The organism is Vibrio sp. McD22-P3, from assembly GCF_021568915.1.
Lineage (GTDB): Bacteria > Pseudomonadota > Gammaproteobacteria > Enterobacterales > Vibrionaceae > Vibrio > Vibrio mediterranei.
Map to the genome: position 1 here is coordinate 127,898 of NZ_JAKGTN010000008.1, position 22,373 is coordinate 150,270.

The following is a 22,373-nucleotide window of genomic DNA, read 5'->3' on the forward strand; positions in this document are numbered from 1 at the left end:
TAGTTTAGCTAGGATCTTTTATGACTGTCAAGGCCAAAAAAAGGGGACGTCCAACTAAAGGTAATGTCACGCTGAGCAAAGAAGTGATAGTGGAAAACGCAAAGCGCTTGATGCAAGTGGATGGAAAGATCCCAAGTATCAGAAGGCTAGCTACTGAGCTGAATATAGATGCGATGGCCATCTACTATTACTTCAAAAACAAGGATGAGTTGCTAGAAGCTGTAGCAGTATCTTTGGTTGAGGGGATATATCTGCCGGAGGAAGGACGAGAATGGCAACAGGAGTTACAGCAACTGGGTTGGAGTTATCTTGAACTATTGGGACAATATCCGGGCTTGCTAGAAACACTGTTCAAGATGAAAACAGCAGGACCCGCTAATGTATTTATCAGTCGGTTCAATCAAGTTATTGAGGAACTTGATCTATCTACGACAGAGAAACAAAACGCAGTGAGTCTGCTTGCGGATTATTTGCATGGGTTCGCATTCTCTATGCAGTTTTCCGAGATTGACCAGCAAGCGAAATACGACATTTATCAGGGGTCAATAACGCTGTACTTAAAAGCTGTGACACCTTCACTTTCCTCCTAGCAGCCAGCGGAGTAAGGTAGTCAATATCGAGTTTCACAAGGATGAGAGACATGTACGACTTTATTGTGGTTGGTGGTGGCATTGTAGGTGTATCAACCGCATGGCAGCTTAAGCAGCGTTATCCCGACAGTTCTGTTCTGGTTGTGGAAAAAGAATCGCATGTGGCGCAGCATCAAACCGGACACAATAGCGGCGTTGTTCACGCAGGTGTCTACTATCAACCCGGCAGTTTAAAAGCGGATTTCTGTAAGCGTGGTCTTAAAGCGACGATAGAATTTTGTCATCAACACCAAATACCCGTTGAAAACTGTGGCAAGCTACTTGTTGCGACCTCTGAGCTAGAAATGCAACGGATGCAGAGTTTGTATCAACGCTGCCTACAAAATGGAATTGAGGTCGAGCTTATCGATCAAAAGCAGTTAGCAGCGTTAGAGCCCAATATATCGGGATTGGGAGCTATTCGAGTGACCGAAACTAGCATTGTTGATTATCGAAAGGTTACCGAAGTGATGGCACAGCAATTTTCGCTATTGGGTGGTGTAGTGCAGCTATCAACATCTGTAAAAGCGATGCAGGAGTATGACGACCATGTGACGTTAACCTGCTTGCAAAAAGGCGTTTTGAACACTCTTAAATGTCGACAACTAGTGGTTTGCGCAGGTTTAATGGCGGATCGAATGGCCACTATGATAGGCATTAAAACCGACTTCCAAATCATTCCTTATCGCGGTGAATACTATCGGCTTGCTGATAAGCATCGTGATGTTGTTAACCACCTTATCTATCCTATTCCCGATCCCGAGCTACCTTTTTTAGGTGTTCACTTAACAAAAATGATCGATGGCTCTATTACTGTTGGCCCTAATGCAGTGCAAGGTTGGAAACGAGAAGGTTACGGCTCATTTAACATTAGTTGGCGTGACTGTTGGCAAATGCTGACATTTTCAGGTTACTGGAAAGTTACGTTGCAGCATTTAACTACTGGGTTATATGAGTTCAAAAATTCCATTTGGAAGCCCGGATACTTAGGGTTAGTGCACAAGTACTGCCCGTCGATTGTCTTGGATGATCTTAAACCTTACCCCGCCGGAATTCGTGCGCAGGCCGTCAAAGCAGATGGGTCGTTAGTGCACGACTTTTTATTTGCTCAAACTTCTAGAAGCTTGCATGTCTGTAACGCACCTTCTCCGGCAGCGACATCCGCCATACCGATTGGTGAGTATATTTGTGACAAAGTAGCGCAGCAACTTGTTGATTTTAAGCTGTAAAGCTTTAGTCATGAATGGTCTGCATACTTAACGATACCTTTCTCAATTTGAATAAGTGAACGTGTTATGACCATAGAAATCCGTATTGCCCGCTCTGACGATCTGCCTTCAATACTGCCTTTGTTTTGGGATGATAAGCCCGAATTAAAGCAAGCTTGCGATGGGCAAATTACTGACGATATGTATCGGATATTTGACCATTTTGCGACATCTAAGGATCATTTCCTGTATGTCGCTACTATTGATGACAACGTCGTTGGGACGTTGCAACTGAGTTTTATTCCTCAATTTACCTATAACGGCGAAATACGAGCTAATATTGAAGGCGTGTTTGTCGCAAATCATGCTCAAGGAAAAGGTGTAGGGGCTACTTTGGTTGAGTTTGCTATTGAGCAATCTAGATATCAAGGGTGCAAGATAGTTCAACTTGTTAGTAATCAAGTTCGCGAACGTGCCCATCAGTTTTATGAGCGTCTTGGTTTCGAGAAAAGTCACTACGGATTCAAATACTATATGGAATAGGTCAATGATCAGAGAGTTTAGCGAAGAAGATTTAGACAGTGTGTTAAAGATTTGGCTCAGCGCGTCAGTAGAAGCGCATGATTTTGTTGAGCCGCTATTCTGGCACCAACGTGTAGACGATATGCGTAACAAATACCTTCCGAACTCAGATACCTTTGTATATGAGCGAGCCGGACGGGTTTTGGGGTTTTATTCTTTAGTAAATTCTAATTTAGCGGCCTTGTTTGTTGACCCACAAGCACAAGGCGACGGCATTGGGATGCGTTTAATAACGGATGCCAGAGAGAAAAGCCAGGCGTTATCCCTGTCGGTGTATAAACACAACTGTCGTGCAATAGGCTTTTATCATCGTTGTGGTTTTAGCATTGTTGATGAAAGCCTTGACCCCCACACAGGTCACATTCAATTGACAATGTCGGGCTAACTGTCTGGTTCCCTGAATATCAACGAGTTAAACTGTTTCTCCAACGAAATGGACGGTGAAATAAGCAATGTTTAACTTCGATGAGATTGTAGAGCGTAGAGGTACCCATTCGGCCAAATGGGATGAGATGGAGAGTAGTTTTGGTGTTTCTCCTGATGAAGGGTTACCCATGTGGGTCGCAGATATGGATTTTAAAGCTCCGCCTGCCGTCAATCAGGTTTTAATGGAAGCCGCGGATAACGGGGTTAATGGTTACTTTGGTGATGACCATCGCTATAGAAATGCCGTTATTACTTGGATGAGTAAACGACACCAATGGAGTGTTCAGCCCGAGTGGATAGTAACCTGTGCAGGATTGGTACAAGGTACGGCACTCTGCGTTCAGGCGTATAGTAAGCCTGGCGATGGCGTTATTTTGTTTACTCCTGTCTACCATGCTTTTTCGCGCGTTATCAATGCCAATCAACGAGTTGTGGTAGAGAGTCCGCTAGTACAGGAAGACGGTCACTACAAAATGGATCTACCAGCTTTAGCGGCTAATCTTAATGGCCGAGAAAAGATGGTGATCTTGTGTTCCCCTCATAATCCCGGCGGCCGTGTTTGGAGTGCGGATGAAATTCGTGAGGTGGCCGAGTTTTGTGCTCAGCATGACTTGATATTAGTAGTGGATGAAATTCATCATGATCTGATTTTCCCTCCTAATAAGCACATTGTGGCAACACTTGCAGCTCCTAAACATGAACAGAATATGGTTATCCTTGCGGCGACAACTAAGACATTTAACATCGCTTCCGCTTTGACCGGTGCCGCCATCATTCCAAACGAAACATTACGAGCGCAGTATACGAGTGTTCTTAATGCTGCCGGTGTTGGTCCTAACCGTATCGGTATGCTGATGGCAACGGCCGCTTATGAACAGGGTGAAGCATGGTTGGAAGCGCTGGTGGAATACTTGGACGAAAACCGTCGTCTCTTTGATGAAGCGATTAATGCTATTGATGGATTGCAATCTATGACTTTGCAAGCGACGTATTTATCGTGGGTAGACTTTTCAGGTACAGGTTTAACCCCTGATCAAGTGATTGAAAAAGTCCAGAGCGAGGCAAAAATTGCTGCGAACCATGGTTCGTCATTCGGTACGGGCGGTGAACAGTTTTTGCGATTTAATCTAGCAACACCGAGAGCGCGAGTGGTAGAAGCCATTGAGCGACTACAGGGAGTATTCGCTTAGCCTGATATCACTAAAATGGTGGCGCGACTTAATATTGGTAACCCTGATACCAGACGACGTGTCAGGGTTACTTAAGTAACATACCCCTTGCTACTGGTTTTGCCATAACAGAGTCGCTAAAGTGATGATGTTCAACAGAAATGAGAGGCAATACCATGTCTAATGTTAAGAAGTGGCCAGCAATTGACCCAGAGAAAGTTGCTAAATATAAACATATTTGGGAAAACGTATCGGCAGCAGATAACCTTGATCCTGAAGTAGCGGCTTACTTAGCTCGTGTTAAAGAGCAAGGTGGTGGCAAAGGTATCGAGCAGATGAGTTTCATCAATAAAGATTACCTAGGCTTCTATCAAGCGCCGTTCTCGCAAGATTTGGATAACACTGATGTTGTTATCTATGGAATGGGTATTGAGAAATGCTCTCCAACTGGTTCTTCTCACAAGTTCGCACCACAGCGTCTACGTCACCTAAGTAAAATGGGGATGGGAACGGTTGGTGATAACGGTGAAATTCCATTCGAATGGTGCCGCGTTTCTGACTATGGTAACTGGGACAGCTTAGGTCAATTTGAACTAAAAGCAGAAGTCGAGCAGTTAACCGAGCTTCTACACCACATGGTGGTCGAAAAAGACTGTACTCCACTGATTTTTGGTGGTGACCACACAATCCCATATCCAACGATGCGTGCGCTTGGTGAGAAGTATGGTCCTTTGCGAGTGATTCACTTCGATGCACACTATGACTTGTCGACACGTGCAGACTTTGATTACCCGTACACATCAGGTCACTGGTTACCAAAGCTTTACTCTGAAGGTCTAGCGGACCCAGAGCGCACGGTACAAATTGGTATGCGTGGTCGTCAAACAGCATTAGTAAAAGGTAATCATATTGCATTTGGGACTACAGGTTTCACGACCAATGAAGTTTACGAGCAAGGCGTAGACGCTGTTGCGGATAAGATCATCGAGCTATGTGGTGACGGTGGTCCGGTATACTTTACATTTGATCTTGATGCTCTGGATACTGCATTCTGTCGTTCAAACTCAAGCCCAGATCCGTTTGGCCTTACTCACCTGCAAGTTTACGATATCATTCGTAAAGTAAAGGCATCAGGTAAAGTACGTTTGGTGGGAGCAGATATTGCAGAATACACGCCTGATACAGATCCAACTGACAAAGATGGCATCATTGCTGCTGGTTTTGGTTGGGAACTTCTATGCTGGTTAGCTGAAGAGCGCAAGAAAGAAAACGGTGGTGAGAATCGCCACACAGTTTGGCATCAAGCATTCGGCTCAGTGTCACTGTAATATATTGATTATGAATAGTAAAAACCATCGCTGCAGCGGTGGTTTTTTTATGCCTGCCACAACAAAATAATCTTGTCCAAACGACAAAAAATCAGATTAGTTCAAACGCATCAACTTTGCTTCAATAGCGCCCGAAAGATTGCTGTTAATCTTATTTCCAATTAAGGGTTCAAAATGTTTGCTATTGATGATGTTGTTGTTGCAACAAAAGGTATCGATCTAGGTCAGATGGTTGTTACTGGTTTGAGCAGTGGTGGCTACTACGTTCACGTTAAAGTAGACGGCATGTCTCTAACTTACCCAGCACGTGATCTTAAGAAAGCATAATCACTTTCAAGATTGAGAAAAAAGGTAGCAAAGGCTACCTTTTTTAGTTTTTATCCCATCCATTAGAGCTGCTCTTCAATGGGTAGTATGCCACTGAACCACGCGCCCATTTTGCGCCAGACACTGGCATCAGGCTCAGAGGTGAGTGTTTTACCTGTTGAATGATCTATCCAAATCACATCACCATCCTTGACGGCAATCTCATACGCAGTAGTGGGTATTTCTCGCATAATCTCATCATAGACCTTTTGTGCGTATTCAGGCTGTTCAACAACAACGCCCATTTCCGTATTCAAGTGCGTGGAACGTGGGTCTAAGTTCATTGAGCCTACAAAGATCTTGGTTTTGTCGATAACCATGGCTTTAGTGTGCAGGCTTGAACGGCTGCTCCCTGTCAGGCTCCAATTCTTCTTGATTTCAGCATGAGATTTCACTTCCCATAGTTGCACGCCGCCTTCCACTAAGTCTTTACGGTATTTGGCATACCACCCGTGAACGGCAAATACATCATTGGAAGCCAGTGAGTTTGTTATAATGACGACTTCTAGGCCATCCTTGACGGCATTTACCAAGTCTTGGGTACCACGCTCCGTGGGAACGAAGTAGGGTGAAATGAATACTAAAGAGGTTTCTCCTTCATCTAATACGGCGCCTAGGCTATCGATTAGGGTGCTCTGTTTGCTGTCCGGTTTATTAGGCAGATCATATAACAAATCACTTTCACCCCAATACAAATCAATGGTTCCATTGATGAGATCGGTATAAAGAGGCAGCTTAGCAAAATCATAAATACCGCCTGAGAACTTCGCTTCTAACCCTAGATTTTTAACCCAAGTATCTACATCTGCGTCGGTGTAGTGTTCCATCTGAGGTGTTATCCATTCAATAGGGACGCTGTAATCACTATTCCAATAAAGATCAAATTGGCGATTTACTTGTCGAACCGATTTCCCAACCATAAGTAGATCTAAATCGGCAAACTCGACCGTTGATTCGATGGAGTAGTATTCGTTACCAACGTTTCTTCCACCAACAATGGAAACCACGCCATCTACGGTCAGTGACTTATTGTGCATTCGGTGGTTGAGTCGCTCAAAGTCACTAAGCATTGCGATACCACGAGCGGATCGCAAGTGATGCGGGTTAAACATGCGTACTTCAATATTCGGATGACTGCTGAAGCGCACTAGGTCGCTGTCATCGTACTTTTGCATGTCATCCAGTAACAACCTAACTCTAACGCCACGTTCAGCTGCTTCGAACAGACGCCAAGCAATTAAGTTGCCGGCTTCATCATCACGGAAAATATAATATTGAACATCAATGCTAGATTGCGCGGTTTCAATTATCGCTAGACGAGCAAGCAGTGCATCATGACCTTTGTCTAGTGGATAGAATCCGGTCTCAGTGGTCAAGGAGTGTGAGGCGACTTCTCGTGAGAAATAGTCGTCCAAGCGCGTGGGTGTGTCGTTGATGATTGTGTAGGACGGGGATTTTTCGTACCTCGATGGATCAATGCTTGATGATACACACCCGCTTAAGGCAATAATCAGTAAAACAGAAAACAGGTTTTTTATAGACAAAAAATTGAGCATAGTTAAAGTGTTACTTTAAATTGTGATTTCCTAAAAATGCAGAGCGAGTTTAGCCACTTCCATTGGCAAATGCACTGTATCCTCAGGCTTTTGACTGATATTTTTCACACTTGCTTAATCTAAGGTTAATAGAAACCCGCTCAGTTGCATAGCAATTGCTGATATCAGTTTATAGAAAATTAACTGCCATTATTTAAGGAGAGATTATGGCTGGACTTGGTTCAAACAAATACACGCTGTTTGGAGTTGCTGCAATATTATTGTGGAGCACGTTAATGGCATTGACTCGTAATATTGCCGAGTTGTTTGAGCCAATTGGTGGGGCAGCAATGCTGTACACTGTGAGTACCATTTCACTTGCTATGGTGATGGGGGTTCCTAAGTTATCAGACTTCAATCGTAAATATCTGTTACTAGGTGGGGTACTTTTTGTAAGCTACGAAATCTTCTTGGCTCTCGCGCTAGGAATGGCAAATGACCGTCATCAAGCGATGGAAATGGCGGTGATCAACTATCTGTGGCCAGCCCTAACGGTATTGCTTGCCGTTGTATCGACTAAACGCAAAGTCAGTGCTCTGGTGTATCCAAGTGTATTGGTGGCATTTGTTGGCGTCGCATGGTGTATTTCGGGGGACTCTGGTTTAGCGTTGTCTGTACTTGCAGCAAATATTGCGACGAATCCGATTACCTATTTTATGGCATTTAGTGCGGCGTTTATTTGGGCATTTTACTGTAATATCACTCCGAAAATGAGTAATGGGAAGAATGCCATAGTATTATTTTTTGCCGCGACAGCCATCACCCTGTGGATTCAATATGCATTCAGCTCTGAAAGTGGAATGACATTTACGCTCTCATCTGTATCAACATTATTGATATCAGGAGTGGTCATGGGAGCGGGTTATGCACTGTGGAATCAAGCTATCATTGGCGGAAATATGGTGCTTCTTGCGACCTTCTCTTACTTTACGCCAGTATTTTCGACGATCTTCTCTTCATTCTATTTATCGGTTGCTTTAGGCGCTTCATTTTGGCAAGGCGTGGCATTGGTAACGATAGGGTCACTTGTGTGTTATTGGGCCACAAAAGAAAAGCCAGAGCATGAAAATGCTCCGGCTTAAATAAAGTTATATTGAATTTGAGCTAAGCGTTAGACGTTGATACTTGCTTACTTTGTGGGCTAGAAAGCTGTTCACATGCGTCCTTTAACATGACGGCAGGCACCTTAATAAAATACGCTGAGATCAAAATCATCATCATTGGGTCAGCATAGACGCTGTATGCAGCGAATGGTGATTGCTCTAGTACCCAAGCTGCAATGAAGCCCGTCATTACAGCGACACTTAACATGGTGTCCATTTGCCATTGTTTGGTTTCAGCATCAATAAGGTTTGAGTCAAGTGCTACGTTTTTCTTAGCGATATACCACCATGAAAGCGCACATCCGATAACGTTAAACAGTCCAAATATGGTTGCAATAGAGGTATCTACTGGACGACCACCACCAAACATTGCTGTTACTGCGGAATACAACGACGCCAATACAATAAGTAGAATCACAGAAGCTTTAATGGCGATCACGGTACCTTCAACTGTCGTGCGACCGTATTTGGCAAGTGCGCTGTTTGGCTTTTTCAACTGTGTCGCAGCAACCAGCGACAATAAAGTTAACAGTAGGCTAACTAATGAGTACACACCATCAAAAGCGATAACTAATGAGCCCATCACCACACCGACAACAAGTCCTGCGATAGCAAAGCCTGTTGCAATAATGGCTGATACTGTCAGAGTTTTTGACTCATTATGTGGATTATTGGGATACATACGATTTACCTTCTTTAAAATCTGTATCCATTGTTGAGCTAGGCTGGTTATCTTTCAAACAAAAGTTTGCTAAACATGACTTGAAAATCTAATGGTGTGAATTAATTTTATGAAAATCAATATATTAGAATGCCTTTCTGGTGGCAGGAATATTGACGCTCACTGATGGTGCTTGGCTTAGAAAGCAAACAAGTATTCACTAACTTGGTCTGCAAGCCAAATCATCGCGGGGTGTTCGGACATACCTGCTGAAGTGAACATGCAATAATCTTCTTGTGTTAGACCATAAGTGTGTTTGATGACTGAGAGTTCTTGCTCTCTTAGGTGCTGTCTTATCAGCGGCTCTGGCAGTACACCCCAAGCTCCCTCGGACAGAATCGTTTTCAACATAAATTCAAAGCTAGAAAACCCAATGTACTTTAGTGAGAAAGGCAATAGTTCTGGGTTATCGCGATGATTGAGGTAAGCGAGGGAAACCTGCATAGAGTCGCGTAGAACTTCATCGGAGACTCGAGGCAGCTTGGAAAGCTTATTATCCGAACGACATACTGACATCATGCGGATTTTACCCAATGGCTGATAGGCCAAACGAGGGTTTTCAACGCGCTCGAAATCAACACCAAACGCGAAATCTACCTGTTTCTTCTCAACAATGTCGGCTAGGTCTCCTGAAGAAACTAGAACCACATTGAAAGAGATGGCAGGAAACTGCTGATTTAAGTGGATTGAGAAATCACGCCACAAGGTGTCTGGCAGTGAGTCATCATGGGCAATGTGTAACTCGGTGGCAAAATCGCCAGAGACTTGCGCACAGGTTTGACGAATGCGCGCCGAAGTAATCAGTAAATTCTCACAGTCTTTGTAGATCGCTTTACCCGTCTCAGACAAAGAGACGTTGTTGCCCGTACGCACAAACAGTTCGGTATCGAGATCTTTCTCTAGTGCTTTGATTGCCATGCTAAGTTTCGTTCTGTTGCAGTCTAGGACTCTTGCAGCCTCAGAGACTGAACCAGTGTCGGCCACTGCACAAAATGCCTCTATTTGAGAAAGATTTATCGACATAGCGGTGAAACTACCTGTTACTTAACGGAACAAAAATCATAGCATGTGTGCCAAAGAATACGAAGATAACACTAGGAATTGATTGGTGTTCTGGTTTAATCTATGCCTAGTTATTAAGGATTAAAGTTTGGTGCCTGAGATATCGTGGTACTAGTAGAAATAATGGAGTGAACTATGTCTAACGAGTGGGATGAGTACGCCGCGACATGGGAAAACAACGAAGCGACGGCAACCTTTGCACAAGCCTGCTTCAAAGAGTTAACTGAACTCACGTCACTTAAGCGTAAATCGGTATTAGACTTTGGCTGTGGAACGGGTCTTTTAAGCCAATTGATGTCTCCTGAGACGAAAGAGATTGTGGCATTGGATGGCTCTGAAGCGATGATCGAAGAGTTAGACAAAAAAGGCTTGGAAAATGTTGAACCGGTCGTTGATCTTTTGACTCGCGGTTTGGTTGCTCAGCATCCAGCATTTCGTAATCAGTTTGATCTTGTCGTCGCGTCTTCGGTATGCGGCTTTTTAGATAACCTTCAAGAGACGGTTAATATCATTTACACGTTGCTTGATGAATACGGTTTATTTGTTCATTGGGATTGGGTGGCAGAGACAGACAACCAAGATTATGGTTTGACACTGAAACGAGCAAAAGACACATTGCTTAATGCGGGTTTTGATAAAGTTGACGTCACGACACCATTTGAAATCGACACTGGCAAAGGTGTGCGAAAAGTGCTGATGGCAGTCGCTCATAAGTAATTACATTTAACGTATCTGAATTTTAAATAGGTGATGCCATTGGCGTCACCTTTTTTTTGCTACAATTCTCATCCATATTTCTACTTGGGTTTGCTTATATGTCGTTAACTCATCGTACTCTATCAATGTTAGTTTCCTTTACCCTGTTAGCTTTGGTGCTACCGACTAGGGCGTATACTATTGAATCATCAGATAACCAATCTTTTCGTCAAGCTCACGCTATTATTGTTGATTCTGCCGAGAAAATTGACCAGTTCGACTCAACATCTCATTGGGACTCGGTTAAAAATCTCACTGGTGTTGCTAAAGCTATCGTGATTTTCCCTTCCGGTGGACAAGGCGGGTTTTTACTAGGCATGCAAAGAGGTCTGGGCATATTAATGACTAGACAAGCACACCATTGGAGTCAGCCCGTTTTTATCAACTTCAACAGTTTTATGTTTGGGCTTTTGGCCGGAGGCCAGTCTATTAGTGGCGTTGGTGTTGTACTTTCAAATGATGTGTTATCCACACTACAACAAGAACCATTCAAACTAGGAGGAACGGCAGATCTGACTATTGGTAAAGGTGTTAGTGGTAAAGTGATCGGTGGAACGAGTGGAATCAGTGCCATGATGGTATCCGAAAACAAGGGGCTCTATTTCGGTGGCAGTATCGATACATTTCAACTGTCCTTAAATGATCAACTTAACACGGCCTACTATGGTGAGGGTTTTGATTTAGAGCACATACTCTCCAATTTTGATGATAGCCAAGGCAAGGCACAAAGCCTCAGAAAGCGATTGGAAGGTATCTCCTATCGCGCTGTATTTGAGTAGAAAGCTCTTCGCTAATGTGTGAAAAACGGTGTCATTCTTTTTAGAGTCATTTAGTATTGTAACGGAAAGGTTAATAGAAGAGTGACGAGATGACGAATAAACTATCCCTATTACTGATTGCTGGATTGGCACTTGTTGGTTGCACAACCACTACGATCTCACCGCAGCCCAATTTGTCCTATGGTATCGCTACCACGGGCGATTTCTCTTTCCTGCCAACTCAAGGTGTTGCGACTTACGCGTGGAGACCAGACTCTGCAGTGGCGAGAGTATCGGATAATGTTGATGGCGAAAAGTATCTCAAAGTTATTAAAGATCTTATTGATAAAGAGCTTGCCAACAAGGGTTATGTTCAAGTTTCTTCTTCTCAACGTCCTAATATGTTCATGGATTTTGGGATCGCGACGGAGTCTGGTATGAATGATCAAGAGATCTTTGAATCAACCCAAATATCTACCGGTATTAAGGTGCAGGCAAAACCTGGTGAGGAAGGTGAGAAAGGCAGTGTCTATGTCGCAGCTTTTGCCCCAGTTGGCGATTTCCCACGTTGGCGAGTGTTGGCACAAGGACCTACTGAGCGTCGTATTGATGAACCAAGTCAGCAACATGAAATGGAAAAAATCATTACTTCAATGCTTAACTTAATTCCCTCTAGAGCTAATTAGGGCGTTGCCTTGTCGAGAGGAATAAAAAGTAGGTGGTCGTTGTGATGATCACCTACTCAAAGGTATTCAGGGTTTATTTCGGCATGATTACCGTATCTATGACGTGAATTACACCATTCTTCGCCATCACGTCGGTCGCCACAACCGTTGCATTATCTACCATTACCTTTCCATCCTTCTTAGTAATCATGATGTCTTGCCCTTGAACGGTAGTTGTCTTGTCGAGCCCCATGACGTCAGCTGCCATCACTTTACCAGGAACGACATGATAAGTGAGTATCGCGACTAACTTGTCTTTGTTTTCTGGTTTTAACAAACTTTCAACAGTACCTGCCGGCAGTTTAGCAAAGGCTTCGTCTGTTGGAGCGAAGACTGTGAACGGACCAGGGCCTTTGAGCGTATCGACTAATCCTGCGGCTTGAACCGCAGCAACGAGCGTGGTGAACGAGCCGTTCTCAGAGGCGACGTCGACAATGTCCTTTCCATGATGTCCTGCACTAGCCGAAAACGAAAACAGAAGTACAGAAAAAAAGGTGATCACACGAGATATAAGGTGTTTCATAGTAGCGTTCCTTGTTTGTTCATATAGGCAGAGCTCTGTTACGTGTTGAGTTTTCTATCGATCACTAAAACCGTTTCAAGTTTCTGTTAAACCTCTTAATTGCTGAGTTCGCATATTGCATAAATCGTGACTAAACTATTGATAAAAAAGATAGGATCTCCTTAGCCATGTTGAACTACACCGTAGAGAAACGAATCGACATAGAGTCCACCGCAGATCACGTAATTGAGTTTTTAGCGGACTATAGAAATTGGCCTGAATGGTCACCTTGGCTCATTATGGAGCGTGAGTGTAAGTTAGATTATCGAGGAGAGCAGGGAAATATTGGTGACGGGTACAGTTGGCATGGCGACTTAGTGGGCTCAGGCGAAATGACTCTGATGAAGCGAACGTCACATCAATTAGAGATGCATTTACACTTTTTCAAACCGTTCAAATCGGAGGCACACGTTTCGTTTCAAGCTGTCCAAATGGGGGCAAGAAGCGAAGTTCGCTGGACGATGTCAAGTCAAGTACCCTGGTATCTGTTTTTTCTCAAAGGTCTTTTCAAAACCATGATAGGTATGGATTATGATCGAGGCTTGAAAATGCTCAAAGCCAAACTGGAAATCGGGCAAGTCAACTCTGAGCTTTTACTAGTTGGGGAGCGGCAACAAGATAACGTAAATTACATTGGCTTACGTGGGAGTGGGACGATAAACGAAATAGGTCCGATTATGCGAGAGCATATTGAAAAGCTCTCTGTACTCATCGACGAAAAGCAGCTTCCAGCAACCGGCGCACCCTTTAGTTTTTATCAAAGTATGAAAATGGAGACTCAGTTTTTTGAATTTATCACCTGCGTCCCAATAGAACGTCAATTGAGCGTCCCAGAACCATTTGTAAGTGGCCAGATAAAGGCTTGTGACACATATGTCGTTAAGCACACTGGAGAGTATCAATTCCTTGGCAATGCGTGGTCGATGGCAATGAACGCTTCACGGCATCATAAAGTCAAAGTGAAGCGTAAGCCATTAGGTATCGAGCGTTACCTCAATAATCCTGAACAAGCAACCGAAAACGAGTTAGTGACAGAGGTTATCTTGTTTAAGCGTTAAGCATAACTATGCCGAGATTTTTCGAGAACTAAAACGCTAAACCTTTGAGTTCAACTTTGAAGTGCGGCCACTTTTTATCTGTAAGTGGGGTGACCATGGCGGAGACTGAAGTTGCACGTGGTGGAATTTCTTCTCCAACTAAGTAAAGGTTAGTGACGCGTTCATAGCCACTAGAGCTATACACTTCATCTCTACCAAATAATACCGAATAGACATAGCCTTGCTGCGCCATCCAGTTATGAGCCTGTTTCAACAACAACTTCACATACCCATGACCTCGATAATCCGGATGCACGCACACCTCAGCAACACCGCCAATCAAGGCTTGATGTGAGCCTATACGAACTGTTTTTTCATGTACCGCTAGATGAGCAATAATGGCGTCTTCCGATGGTGACTTAATATACCAACGATGTTGTGGCATCTCATTGTAGTAGCGTTGCACCTTAAAACGCTCATCGCTGGGCTTGGTAAAACAGCGACTTAATAAAGCGATCAACTGTTGGTTGATGGTGTCGTCTACGTTGTCATCAAGTATGTATTTAATGTCTGTCACGATACTTCCTAGAGTTTTATACATTTATCTGTTGTTACGCTGTGTGTGCCTTTATCTGGGCCAGAGGCAATGGTGAGTCGACTCAGTATGGTGAAACAGCGCGATTCACTCGAGTCCTTCATTGATTGAATACTAACAACGCCCGAATTACCGGAGGAACGGTTACTCCATGTCTTCGATTTGCCTGATTTTGGATTCTTAACTAAGGCTTCGACTGCCTCTTTATGAAGTTCTTTATCTTTCTTGGTGTAGCTGTCGCTCTCTTTTAGCCCGAACGTATCAGCAGACACTTCGGTTATTTTATCAACCAATTGAAAAGGGGAGCTTAAAATACCGCCAATGACTCCGGAGACTGCACCTTTACTCGCTTCTCTTCCTGCCTGCTCTGCTTGCTGAACAAGGCCTTCTGCTTGCGTAAGAATATCAGGTACTTCTTTTCTAAGAGCCGCACTCTCAGACAAAATGAGCGGAATTTGTTTATTTGTCGCCGCGATTTGCTGGTTGGTTTGACGAACCGTTGTATTGGTTTTGTCCACCTCTGCCAAAATATCGGGTACAGACTGGTGCCATTTTTGCGTTTCACCGAGAATGGGTGGAATGGCTTCACGCACTTGAGCGACTTCATTGACAATAACCGGAACCTGCTGATTGACATCATCGATTCGTTTTAGAACTTCTGGAATAAGTCTCTGGTACTCTTCACTTTGAGCCAGAATCTGAGGCACAATTTCTTGAATATTTTTTATTTCTTGAATGACCGGGGTGATTTTCTGAGCGGTCGAGTCAACTTGTGCCAATAGCGTAGGAAGTTCGAGTCTGAGTTGTCTCGCTTCCTGCGTAAAGTTATAGATGGACGCTGCCATCACAATCAAAGCAATCGAAAAGGCGAACTTAGATGCCGCCATAAACTTTTCCATGTATTAAACCCATTACATCAATCTTGCATAACAAACAACATAACTGATGTGATTTTAGGAGTAAACGATAGGTTAAATGCTAGGGTAGAAAAGTTTTTTTTGTCTGCTTCCTGTTGAAAGGTTATTGGGTGTAAAGGTTCGCTAACCAACGCATTAAGGTGACGAACAAAACGAATAAGAAAAGACTTGAGTAGCTAGCTGTAAACTTCGTTTGATGACTACGGCTTAGTGTCAGTTTTATCCATTACTAATAAATCTAATAATAATGATTCGAGGTTATATGAATTCGTTTAGCCGCCAAACATTTTCCGAGGCGATGCGTTATTTCAGAAAGCAATGTAAATTATCCCAAACAGAGTTAACTGATCAATTGTCTACCTCTCATAAGCTATATCAGAATGTTAGCCAGAGTATGATTAGTCACTGGGAAAGAGGTAATGTTGAGCCTTCTCTATTAAGACGAATTGGTATCGCAAGTTTTTTCTCTAAAGATTATGTTTATGAAGAATCTGAAACTGCGATTATTTCAAAAGCACTTAAAAATAAAGATAATCTATTAGCCCAGCAGTGCCTTTATAATTTTACCGTTGATAAACAGGTAGTAACGCATTGGGACATGTTGGACGACACTAGCAAGCAACTTATCTCTCAGGGCCACTCAAAAATATTTTCGTTACCTCTTGAGCATGTTTTGAATAAGATGAATATTCAGCGGCCTCAGGTGCTGCGGCTATTGCACGGTGGCGCAATTATTGGGCATGCGATCTTCTCCATCGAAAACGGGGTATTTTCCCTTGCCAGTTATGGGGCTCTGGCTGAAGATGTTCGTATTCGTCTAACAAAAACTCTTCTAGAACTTTGCATTGGTTGCGAGCTTCATGTGGTGGTTCATGCATCTAGTCTTGAGTGTTTTTTGCGAGATATCTATTTGGAAAAAACGGAACAAAATGGCAACGTAAGTTTCTATCGAGGTCACAGCACTCAACTGCTTAATAACCCGCTTTCCGAACCAAATCTGCACACCAATAGTAACTTCAGATGTCTGCGTTATTTGCAACAAAAAGGAGTTGGGCCGTTTTAAATGTAAGGAATGGATAACGCCTAGCTGTTAATCACAATACCGTTTCAAGACAAGTGACATAATGGTGCTTTACCGAAAATAATTAACGAGAGCTAAGTGAGCAGTGAACTAATACAAGCATTAGGCTTTATGGCGTTTGGCGTCAACCTGTTAGCTGGGAGTACAGTCAACGATAATAGAATGCGAGCCCTCATTTGTTGTTCTTGTTTGTTGTTTTCAACCCATTATTTCTTTATGGGAGCAGTAGTTGCTGCCATTAATCTATTGATTAATTCAGTGCGTGCGTTTGTCTCTCTGAGGTTTAAAGGCGCGCCTATGTTTTGGTTATTTTTGGCTATCCAAACCGTAATGACCATCACCTTTTACTCGGAGGCGAAGGATCTTCTACCTTGGCTGGCGTCATCGTTGAGTTGCTGGGCACTATTTCTTGGGCATGGTTTAAAAATGCGATTGGCGTTTTTGCTTTGCACACTCATTTGGCTGGTTAACGCGGTGATAGTAGGTTCTTATGGTGGGATGCTAAACGACACATTTAATGCCATCGTGTTGTCGACCACCGTGTATCGTTTATATCGTCTGGAATGTCAGCCTAGCAAAGAAACTTGAGCGAATATGTAAACTTAGCTTGCTGGAATTAATTCACTAATATCTTGAGTTTTATCGTGTTAAGACCGAAATTATAGGTAGGTATCTTAACGGGACGAAACCATGCTTTATCAAACTATTCTTCTAGCGCTTGACCCAGCTGACGAGCGTTCTCACCGATTATTGGTGAAAGCTGGTGTTATTGCAGAGCAAAACAACGCCGATTTACATGTTGTTTATGTTGAGCCAGGAATCGGCAATAACAGCTTCAATGATCTTGAAGTCGAGTTAGCGTCTTTTCATGACTCCGAACAGTTTCGTAAGTTTGAAGAGCTTATGGCGCTTGCCAAGGGAACGAGTTATCCCATTCGTGCTATCCATATGTCGGAAGGGAATGTGACGAAACACTTACTTAAACTGATTGAGGAATTGAACGCGAACCTAGTTGTGTTTGGTAAAGAGCACAGCTTTTTCTCTGCGATTTCCGGCGCTGAATCTGAACTTCGAAAGCACAACTCCATGGACTTACTGTTTATTGGCTAAACATCTTGTCTGCGTGCCAGAGTATACCCTTACTCTGGCACTTTTCACTTCTACTACAAGCTACTGCTTTGTCTAAAAACTGACCACTTAAACGTAATTTCTTACTAAGTCACTAAATTGTAAAGCCAATTCGGCTAAACTGAAGTGAAGAAGGAAATGATAAGGAGCTGGTTATGGCGATCCAACGATTAGAAACAAAACAGCTATACCACGCAGCAGAACTGGAAAAACTGCCTTGTAAATCCACCAAAGAACTTCCACCAATTGATGAAATCGTCGGACAAGAACGCGCTCAGAAAGCGGTTGAGTTTGCGATGTCAATTAAAGAGAAAGGCTACAACATCTACGCTATTGGCCAGAATGGTCTTGGCAAACGTACGATGATCTTACGTTATTTAAGTCGCCATCCTCATGACAGCAGTGACCTCTATGACTGGTGTTATGTGGCTAACTTTGCCGATACTCGAACGCCTAAAGTCTTGAAGTTGCCTTGCGGTGTCGGCGAGAGGCTAAAAAAAGATGTTGAAAAACTTATCCTCAAGCTAGTAAAAGCCATACCTATGGCGTTCGACAATGAACTTTACTTTGGTCGTGCCGATAAGCTGAAAAATGATCTCGCTAAGAAACAGCAAGTAGAGTTACAAAAACTCAGTGAAGAGGCTAAAGAGAAAGGTATTAGCCTGACCATTACGCCTCAAGGTGACTACCAATTTGTGGCAATGAACGAAGAGGAACTGCATACAGAAGAGAGCTTTGCAGAATTGCCGGATGATGAGCAGGAGCGCTTTGGTCTAACGATCGATGAGTTGGAAGTAAGCCTACGTGGAATGGCTCGTGAGCTAACCGACTGGGAAGAAACCTATACTGACAATATTCAAAAGCTTAATGAAGAAGTGACGCTTGGTGTTATCAGCCATCTGATTAAAAAGCTTAAGAAAGAGTATAACGGTTACACTGAAATCAAGAAGTACTTTACAGAGTTGCAAAAGGACATCTGTGAAAACGTTGATATTTTCTTAGAAGAGGGCAGTGAGCAGGGCGAAATCGCGTCTGCCTCCCTTGATAAAAAGTTCCCTCGTCGCTACAAGGTAAACTTGATTGTTAAGCAGTCTTGTTCCGACTTTCCTATCATTGTGGAAGAAAACCCGAATTATCACTCGTTATTCGGCTATATCGAGACGGCGACCTACAAAGGCACAGTATTTACCGATTTCTCCTTGATTCGAGCTGGCAGCTTGCATCGTGCGAATGGCGGCGTATTGTTAATGGATGCGGTAAAAGTACTAGAACAGCCTTATGTCTGGGATGGTTTGAAGCGTGCTTTGCGTTCACGACAATTAAGTTTTACCTCATTAGAGAAAGAAGTAACTCTGACCGGTACGGTTTCGCTTGATCCGCAGCCAATTCCTCTTGACGTTAAGATCATCTTGTTTGGTGATTATCGTACCTACCAATTGTTGCAACACTACGATCCGGAATTTAGTGAGTTGTTTAAAGTGACCGCTGATTTCGAAGATGAGATGCCGCGCAGCGCGGACTCCGAGCTACATTATGCCCGCTTTATCTCCAGTATCGTTCATGACAACAATATGTTGCATTGTGACCGTAAAGCGATAGCTCGTATCATCGAGCACAGCTCTCGTTTATCAGGTGATCAAAATAAACTGTCATTGCATTCAGCGCACATAGCGAATCTATTGCGAGAATCAAACTATGTGGCTCGTAATGCCAAATCCAATTTGATCCGAGCTGGGCACGTTGAACAGGCGTTGGAATACCAACAGATGAGAGTCAATCGCTTACAAGATAATGTGATGGAAGGGTTTGTAAATGGCACAACGCTAATTCATACCCAAGGTTCGGCCATTGGGCAAGTGAACGCGCTTTCGGTTCTGACAACCAGCGACCACATGTTTGGCGCACCTAATCGTATTACCGCGACGACCTCTTACGGCGATGGTGATGTTATCGACATTGAACGCAGCGTGGATTTGGGTGGCAGTATTCACTCCAAAGGGGTAATGATCTTAACGGCGTACTTGTCTTCGGTATTTGGTAAGACTGCTAAAGTCCCGCTTACCACGACCATTACCTTTGAGCAGTCGTATGGTGGTGTTGATGGTGATAGTGCGAGTATGGCTGAGTTTTGTGCGGTAGTGTCGGCGTTCTCAGGACAGGCAAATCGACAAGACATCGCTATCACTGGGTCGATGAACCAGTTCGGTGAATCTCAGCCAATTGGTGGTGTGAATGAGAAAATAGAAGGCTTCTTCGATGTTTGTGCCATTAAAGGTAGAACCTCTGAACAAGGTGTCATTATCCCTCGCTCAAATGTTCATAACCTAATGCTAAGACCTGATATTGTGAAAGCGGTTGATAAAGGTGAATTTAACATTTGGGCGATTGATCATGTAACAGAAGCGATAGAACTGTTTACCGGGAAAGAGGCAGGTACACCGTCATTGGAAGGCAGTTATCCTATAGATACCGTTTATGGCATCGCGCAAGCAAGGCTCAATGCACTTAGAAAGTAGTTAGGCCATTATTAAAGGGAAAGCCAAGTGTTATCACTTGGCTTTTTTATGCGCGTAGTTTGAGTTTAGTACCATCGAATTTTAGATGAGAGAGCAACTCTTTTGCGTTTTTCTCGCCCTCTTCATCAAACTTTATTCCGTAACCAGTGTAGTGGCTGGACTTTTGCTGATTACAAATTAATCCTGAGAGCGCAGGAAAGAAGCGGTCTTTGTCTCCACCTGAGGCCACTTTGAGGGCGACTTCCTGTCCAACGGTCAAGCTTTTCCCTAAGGCTGGTAAGATAAATCGACATCCACTTTTTGACATGTCACGAAGTTCACAACGAACTTGCGTATCACCAGTATAAAGACGTGCGCCCAAATTGACCTCATATCGCGGCTCTTTGCGGAGGTTGGTCACCTGCATGGATTGGGGAATCGACAAGATGAGCAGTGATAGCGGCTCATCAACTATATGTAGCAGTTGAGAACGGAATTGAACCACCCCACCTTCTCCGCGCTGAGAGATAGCACGAACGATTAACCAAAAGCCTTCTTGAAAAAAGTACTTAAGGTCACTTTCATCGATATTGGGGATTTCTAACAGAATGCGATGATCGGAGTGAGCACCAATGAATTTAGTTGCACTACGAAACGAGGTGCCAACGGGAGCGGTCACCGTAAGCGTCACATCTCCGCCATGCTCTATCATGGCTAAAGCATCCGTACTATTTAGTGTTTGTGTGCTTCTTTGAGTTGTGCTGGAGAGTGTTCTTTTATTTGTTTGCGTCACTGCCTGTTATTCCTGACATTTGTTACTTCACACCTGTTATTTTTTTGGAATGGTGTTCGCGAAATACTAGGATCTCAAGCAGTGATATGCAATCAAAAAACTTATCGAAGAGTCAAAATATTGACTTGGTTGTCAATTTTAAAACTAAGTTGGCGATTCTAATGATAGATGTATTGGAAAATGGATGAATTTTATAGACGTTACAGCCATAACTTATTAATTCATCAACAGTTTAACCATACTTTTTGTCATGTGTAATTGCTCAAAAGTCGGCGTATGCTAACAGATATACAATAATCGATGGGAGAGTAAGTATGACTTCGATTGCTTTTTTCAGCTCTAAATCTTACGACCAGGATTCATTTTCAAAGGTGAACCAACGCTTTGGCAATGAAATGCATTTTCATGATTTCAGGTTGACCGAAAAAACGGCCAAGATGGCAGCTGGGTGTGATGTGGTGTGCGCTTTTGTCAATGATGACTTATCGGAGCAAGTGCTGGTTAAGCTCCAACAAGAGGGGGTAAAACTTATTGCGATGCGTTGTGCTGGGTTCGATAAAGTGGATTTAGACGCGGCAAAAACGTTAGGTTTGCAGGTGGTTCGTGTTCCAGCGTACTCACCAGAGGCAGTGGCGGAGCACGCCGTAGGTTTGATGATGTGTCTAAACCGTCGCTTTCATAAGGCTTATCAGCGCACACGTGACGCCAATTTCTCATTAGACGGCTTAGTGGGTTTTAATCTCCACGGTAAAACAGCGGGAATTGTCGGCACTGGAAAAATCGGTGTTGCAACCATGCAAATCCTCAAAGGATTTGGTATGAAGTTGGTGTGTTTCGATCCTTACGAAAACCCACAAGCATTAGAATTAGGGGCAACCTACTGTAGTAAGGAAGAGTTATTCCGTACCAGTGATATTATTTCTCTGCACTGCCCTATGACGAAAGACAACTACCACCTACTCAATGAGCAGGCGTTTAGCTTGATGAAGGATGGGGTTATGATCATTAATACCAGCCGAGGCGAATTGTTGGACTCCTCTGCGGCTATCGAAGCATTGAAGTCAGGCAAGATAGGTTCACTTGGTCTGGATGTTTACGACAACGAAAAAGATCTGTTCTTCCAAGATAAGTCTAATGATGTCATCGTTGATGACGTATTTAGACGCCTGTCAGCCTGTCATAATGTGCTATTTACTGGCCACCAAGCCTTCTTAACCCATGAAGCGCTGGACAATATCGCTGATACCACATTGAACAACATCCAAGCGTTCTTCTCTGGTTCACCTTCTAATAACGAACTCATCGAACTTAGTTAATGCTCGCATACCTAAGCCCAG

Annotated in this window: 24 protein-coding genes; 17 read left to right on the forward strand and 7 right to left on the reverse strand. The window is 43.4% G+C overall.

Going from position 1 to position 22,373, the window contains the following annotated elements; all coding sequences use genetic code 11:
* The first annotated feature begins 20 nt into the window (after nt 1-20).
* The 7 genes from L2W36_RS11410 (at nt 21) to L2W36_RS11440 (ending at nt 5,669) form a co-directional block, all read left to right on the forward strand.
* Nucleotides 21-590 (forward strand): TetR/AcrR family transcriptional regulator, encoded by a 570-nt coding sequence (locus L2W36_RS11410; protein WP_124941798.1) that lies wholly within the window; start codon nt 21-23, stop codon nt 588-590.
* A gap of 41 nt (nt 591-631) precedes the next feature.
* On the forward strand, nt 632-1,858 hold the full coding sequence (gene lhgO, locus L2W36_RS11415; RefSeq protein WP_236110080.1) for an L-2-hydroxyglutarate oxidase: 1,227 nt from the start codon (nt 632-634) through the stop codon (nt 1,856-1,858).
* 66 nt (nt 1,859-1,924) lie between these two features.
* On the forward strand, nt 1,925-2,380 hold the full coding sequence (locus L2W36_RS11420; RefSeq protein ID WP_171393197.1) for a GNAT family N-acetyltransferase: 456 nt from the start codon (nt 1,925-1,927) through the stop codon (nt 2,378-2,380).
* A gap of 4 nt (nt 2,381-2,384) precedes the next feature.
* A complete protein-coding gene (locus L2W36_RS11425) occupies nt 2,385-2,804 on the forward strand; it encodes an N-acetyltransferase (protein WP_038226292.1) in 420 nt (139 codons plus the stop codon).
* Nucleotides 2,805-2,871: 67 nt separating this feature from the next.
* Nucleotides 2,872-4,035, forward strand: a complete 1,164-nt coding sequence (locus tag L2W36_RS11430) for a MalY/PatB family protein (RefSeq protein WP_236110081.1) — start codon at nt 2,872-2,874, stop codon at nt 4,033-4,035.
* A 155-nt stretch (nt 4,036-4,190) separates the two neighbouring features.
* Nucleotides 4,191-5,342 (forward strand): arginase family protein, encoded by a 1,152-nt coding sequence (locus L2W36_RS11435; RefSeq protein ID WP_031494544.1) that lies wholly within the window; start codon nt 4,191-4,193, stop codon nt 5,340-5,342.
* A 174-nt stretch (nt 5,343-5,516) separates the two neighbouring features.
* Nucleotides 5,517-5,669: a hypothetical protein gene (locus tag L2W36_RS11440; protein WP_006069207.1), complete on the forward strand. Its 153-nt coding sequence runs from the start codon at nt 5,517-5,519 to the stop codon at nt 5,667-5,669.
* A 62-nt stretch (nt 5,670-5,731) separates the two neighbouring features.
* On the opposite strand, the gene L2W36_RS11445 is transcribed toward L2W36_RS11440, so the two are convergent.
* Nucleotides 5,732-7,264 (reverse strand): phospholipase D family protein, encoded by a 1,533-nt coding sequence (locus L2W36_RS11445; protein ID WP_236110082.1) that lies wholly within the window; start codon nt 7,262-7,264, stop codon nt 5,732-5,734.
* Between the two features lie 206 nt (nt 7,265-7,470).
* On the opposite strand from L2W36_RS11445, the gene yddG reads away from it, so the two are divergent.
* Nucleotides 7,471-8,385, forward strand: a complete 915-nt coding sequence (gene yddG, locus L2W36_RS11450) for an aromatic amino acid DMT transporter YddG (RefSeq protein ID WP_236110083.1) — start codon at nt 7,471-7,473, stop codon at nt 8,383-8,385.
* 22 nt (nt 8,386-8,407) lie between these two features.
* Here yddG and L2W36_RS11455 read toward each other — a convergent pair whose 3' ends face one another.
* Nucleotides 8,408-9,088 (reverse strand): cation transporter, encoded by a 681-nt coding sequence (locus L2W36_RS11455; protein WP_236110084.1) that lies wholly within the window; start codon nt 9,086-9,088, stop codon nt 8,408-8,410.
* Nucleotides 9,089-9,265: 177 nt separating this feature from the next.
* Nucleotides 9,266-10,144 carry a LysR family transcriptional regulator gene (locus L2W36_RS11460; RefSeq protein WP_236110136.1) on the reverse strand — a complete coding sequence of 293 codons (879 nt, stop codon included), beginning with the start codon at nt 10,142-10,144 and terminating at the stop codon, nt 9,266-9,268.
* A 180-nt stretch (nt 10,145-10,324) separates the two neighbouring features.
* Between L2W36_RS11460 and L2W36_RS11465 the strand changes: the two genes are divergently transcribed.
* The 3 genes from L2W36_RS11465 (at nt 10,325) to L2W36_RS11475 (ending at nt 12,389) form a co-directional block, all read left to right on the forward strand.
* Nucleotides 10,325-10,906 (forward strand): class I SAM-dependent DNA methyltransferase, encoded by a 582-nt coding sequence (locus L2W36_RS11465; protein ID WP_006069202.1) that lies wholly within the window; start codon nt 10,325-10,327, stop codon nt 10,904-10,906.
* A 98-nt stretch (nt 10,907-11,004) separates the two neighbouring features.
* The gene (locus tag L2W36_RS11470) at nt 11,005-11,724 is read left to right on the forward strand and encodes a lipid-binding SYLF domain-containing protein (RefSeq protein WP_236110085.1); all 720 of its coding nucleotides are present in this window, start codon (nt 11,005-11,007) and stop codon (nt 11,722-11,724) included.
* Between the two features lie 89 nt (nt 11,725-11,813).
* Entirely contained in the window at nt 11,814-12,389 is a 576-nt protein-coding gene (locus L2W36_RS11475) for a hypothetical protein (protein WP_198558688.1), read from the forward strand.
* 73 nt (nt 12,390-12,462) lie between these two features.
* Here L2W36_RS11475 and L2W36_RS11480 read toward each other — a convergent pair whose 3' ends face one another.
* Entirely contained in the window at nt 12,463-12,951 is a 489-nt protein-coding gene (locus tag L2W36_RS11480) for a fasciclin domain-containing protein (protein ID WP_236110086.1), read from the reverse strand.
* Between the two features lie 167 nt (nt 12,952-13,118).
* On the opposite strand from L2W36_RS11480, the gene L2W36_RS11485 reads away from it, so the two are divergent.
* Entirely contained in the window at nt 13,119-14,048 is a 930-nt protein-coding gene (locus L2W36_RS11485) for an SRPBCC family protein (protein WP_236110087.1), read from the forward strand.
* A 28-nt stretch (nt 14,049-14,076) separates the two neighbouring features.
* Here L2W36_RS11485 and L2W36_RS11490 read toward each other — a convergent pair whose 3' ends face one another.
* Both L2W36_RS11490 and L2W36_RS11495 read right to left on the reverse strand, forming a co-directional pair.
* The gene (locus L2W36_RS11490; RefSeq protein ID WP_236110088.1) at nt 14,077-14,604 is read right to left on the reverse strand and encodes a GNAT family N-acetyltransferase; all 528 of its coding nucleotides are present in this window, start codon (nt 14,602-14,604) and stop codon (nt 14,077-14,079) included.
* A gap of 8 nt (nt 14,605-14,612) precedes the next feature.
* Nucleotides 14,613-15,521, reverse strand: coding sequence for a hypothetical protein (locus tag L2W36_RS11495; RefSeq protein ID WP_236110089.1), 909 nt, complete (start codon nt 15,519-15,521; stop codon nt 14,613-14,615).
* A 280-nt stretch (nt 15,522-15,801) separates the two neighbouring features.
* Here L2W36_RS11495 and L2W36_RS11500 point away from each other — a divergent pair, with 280 nt between their 5' ends.
* From L2W36_RS11500 to L2W36_RS11515, 4 genes are all read left to right on the forward strand, one after another.
* Complete coding sequence (locus tag L2W36_RS11500) at nt 15,802-16,602, forward strand: helix-turn-helix domain-containing protein (RefSeq protein WP_050798561.1); 801 nt, start codon at nt 15,802-15,804, stop codon at nt 16,600-16,602.
* Between the two features lie 96 nt (nt 16,603-16,698).
* Nucleotides 16,699-17,208, forward strand: a complete 510-nt coding sequence (locus L2W36_RS11505; RefSeq protein ID WP_124941807.1) for a YgjV family protein — start codon at nt 16,699-16,701, stop codon at nt 17,206-17,208.
* A gap of 102 nt (nt 17,209-17,310) precedes the next feature.
* A complete protein-coding gene (locus L2W36_RS11510) occupies nt 17,311-17,730 on the forward strand; it encodes a universal stress protein (protein WP_006069193.1) in 420 nt (139 codons plus the stop codon).
* Between the two features lie 173 nt (nt 17,731-17,903).
* Nucleotides 17,904-20,264 carry a Lon protease family protein gene (locus L2W36_RS11515; RefSeq protein WP_198558690.1) on the forward strand — a complete coding sequence of 787 codons (2,361 nt, stop codon included), beginning with the start codon at nt 17,904-17,906 and terminating at the stop codon, nt 20,262-20,264.
* Nucleotides 20,265-20,310: 46 nt separating this feature from the next.
* Here the strand turns inward: L2W36_RS11515 and L2W36_RS11520 are convergent, their stop codons facing one another.
* Complete coding sequence (locus L2W36_RS11520) at nt 20,311-20,955, reverse strand: flagellar brake protein (protein ID WP_236110137.1); 645 nt, start codon at nt 20,953-20,955, stop codon at nt 20,311-20,313.
* 395 nt (nt 20,956-21,350) lie between these two features.
* On the opposite strand from L2W36_RS11520, the gene L2W36_RS11525 reads away from it, so the two are divergent.
* Complete coding sequence (locus tag L2W36_RS11525; RefSeq protein WP_236110090.1) at nt 21,351-22,352, forward strand: 2-hydroxyacid dehydrogenase; 1,002 nt, start codon at nt 21,351-21,353, stop codon at nt 22,350-22,352.
* Nucleotides 22,353-22,373: the final 21 nt, after the last annotated feature.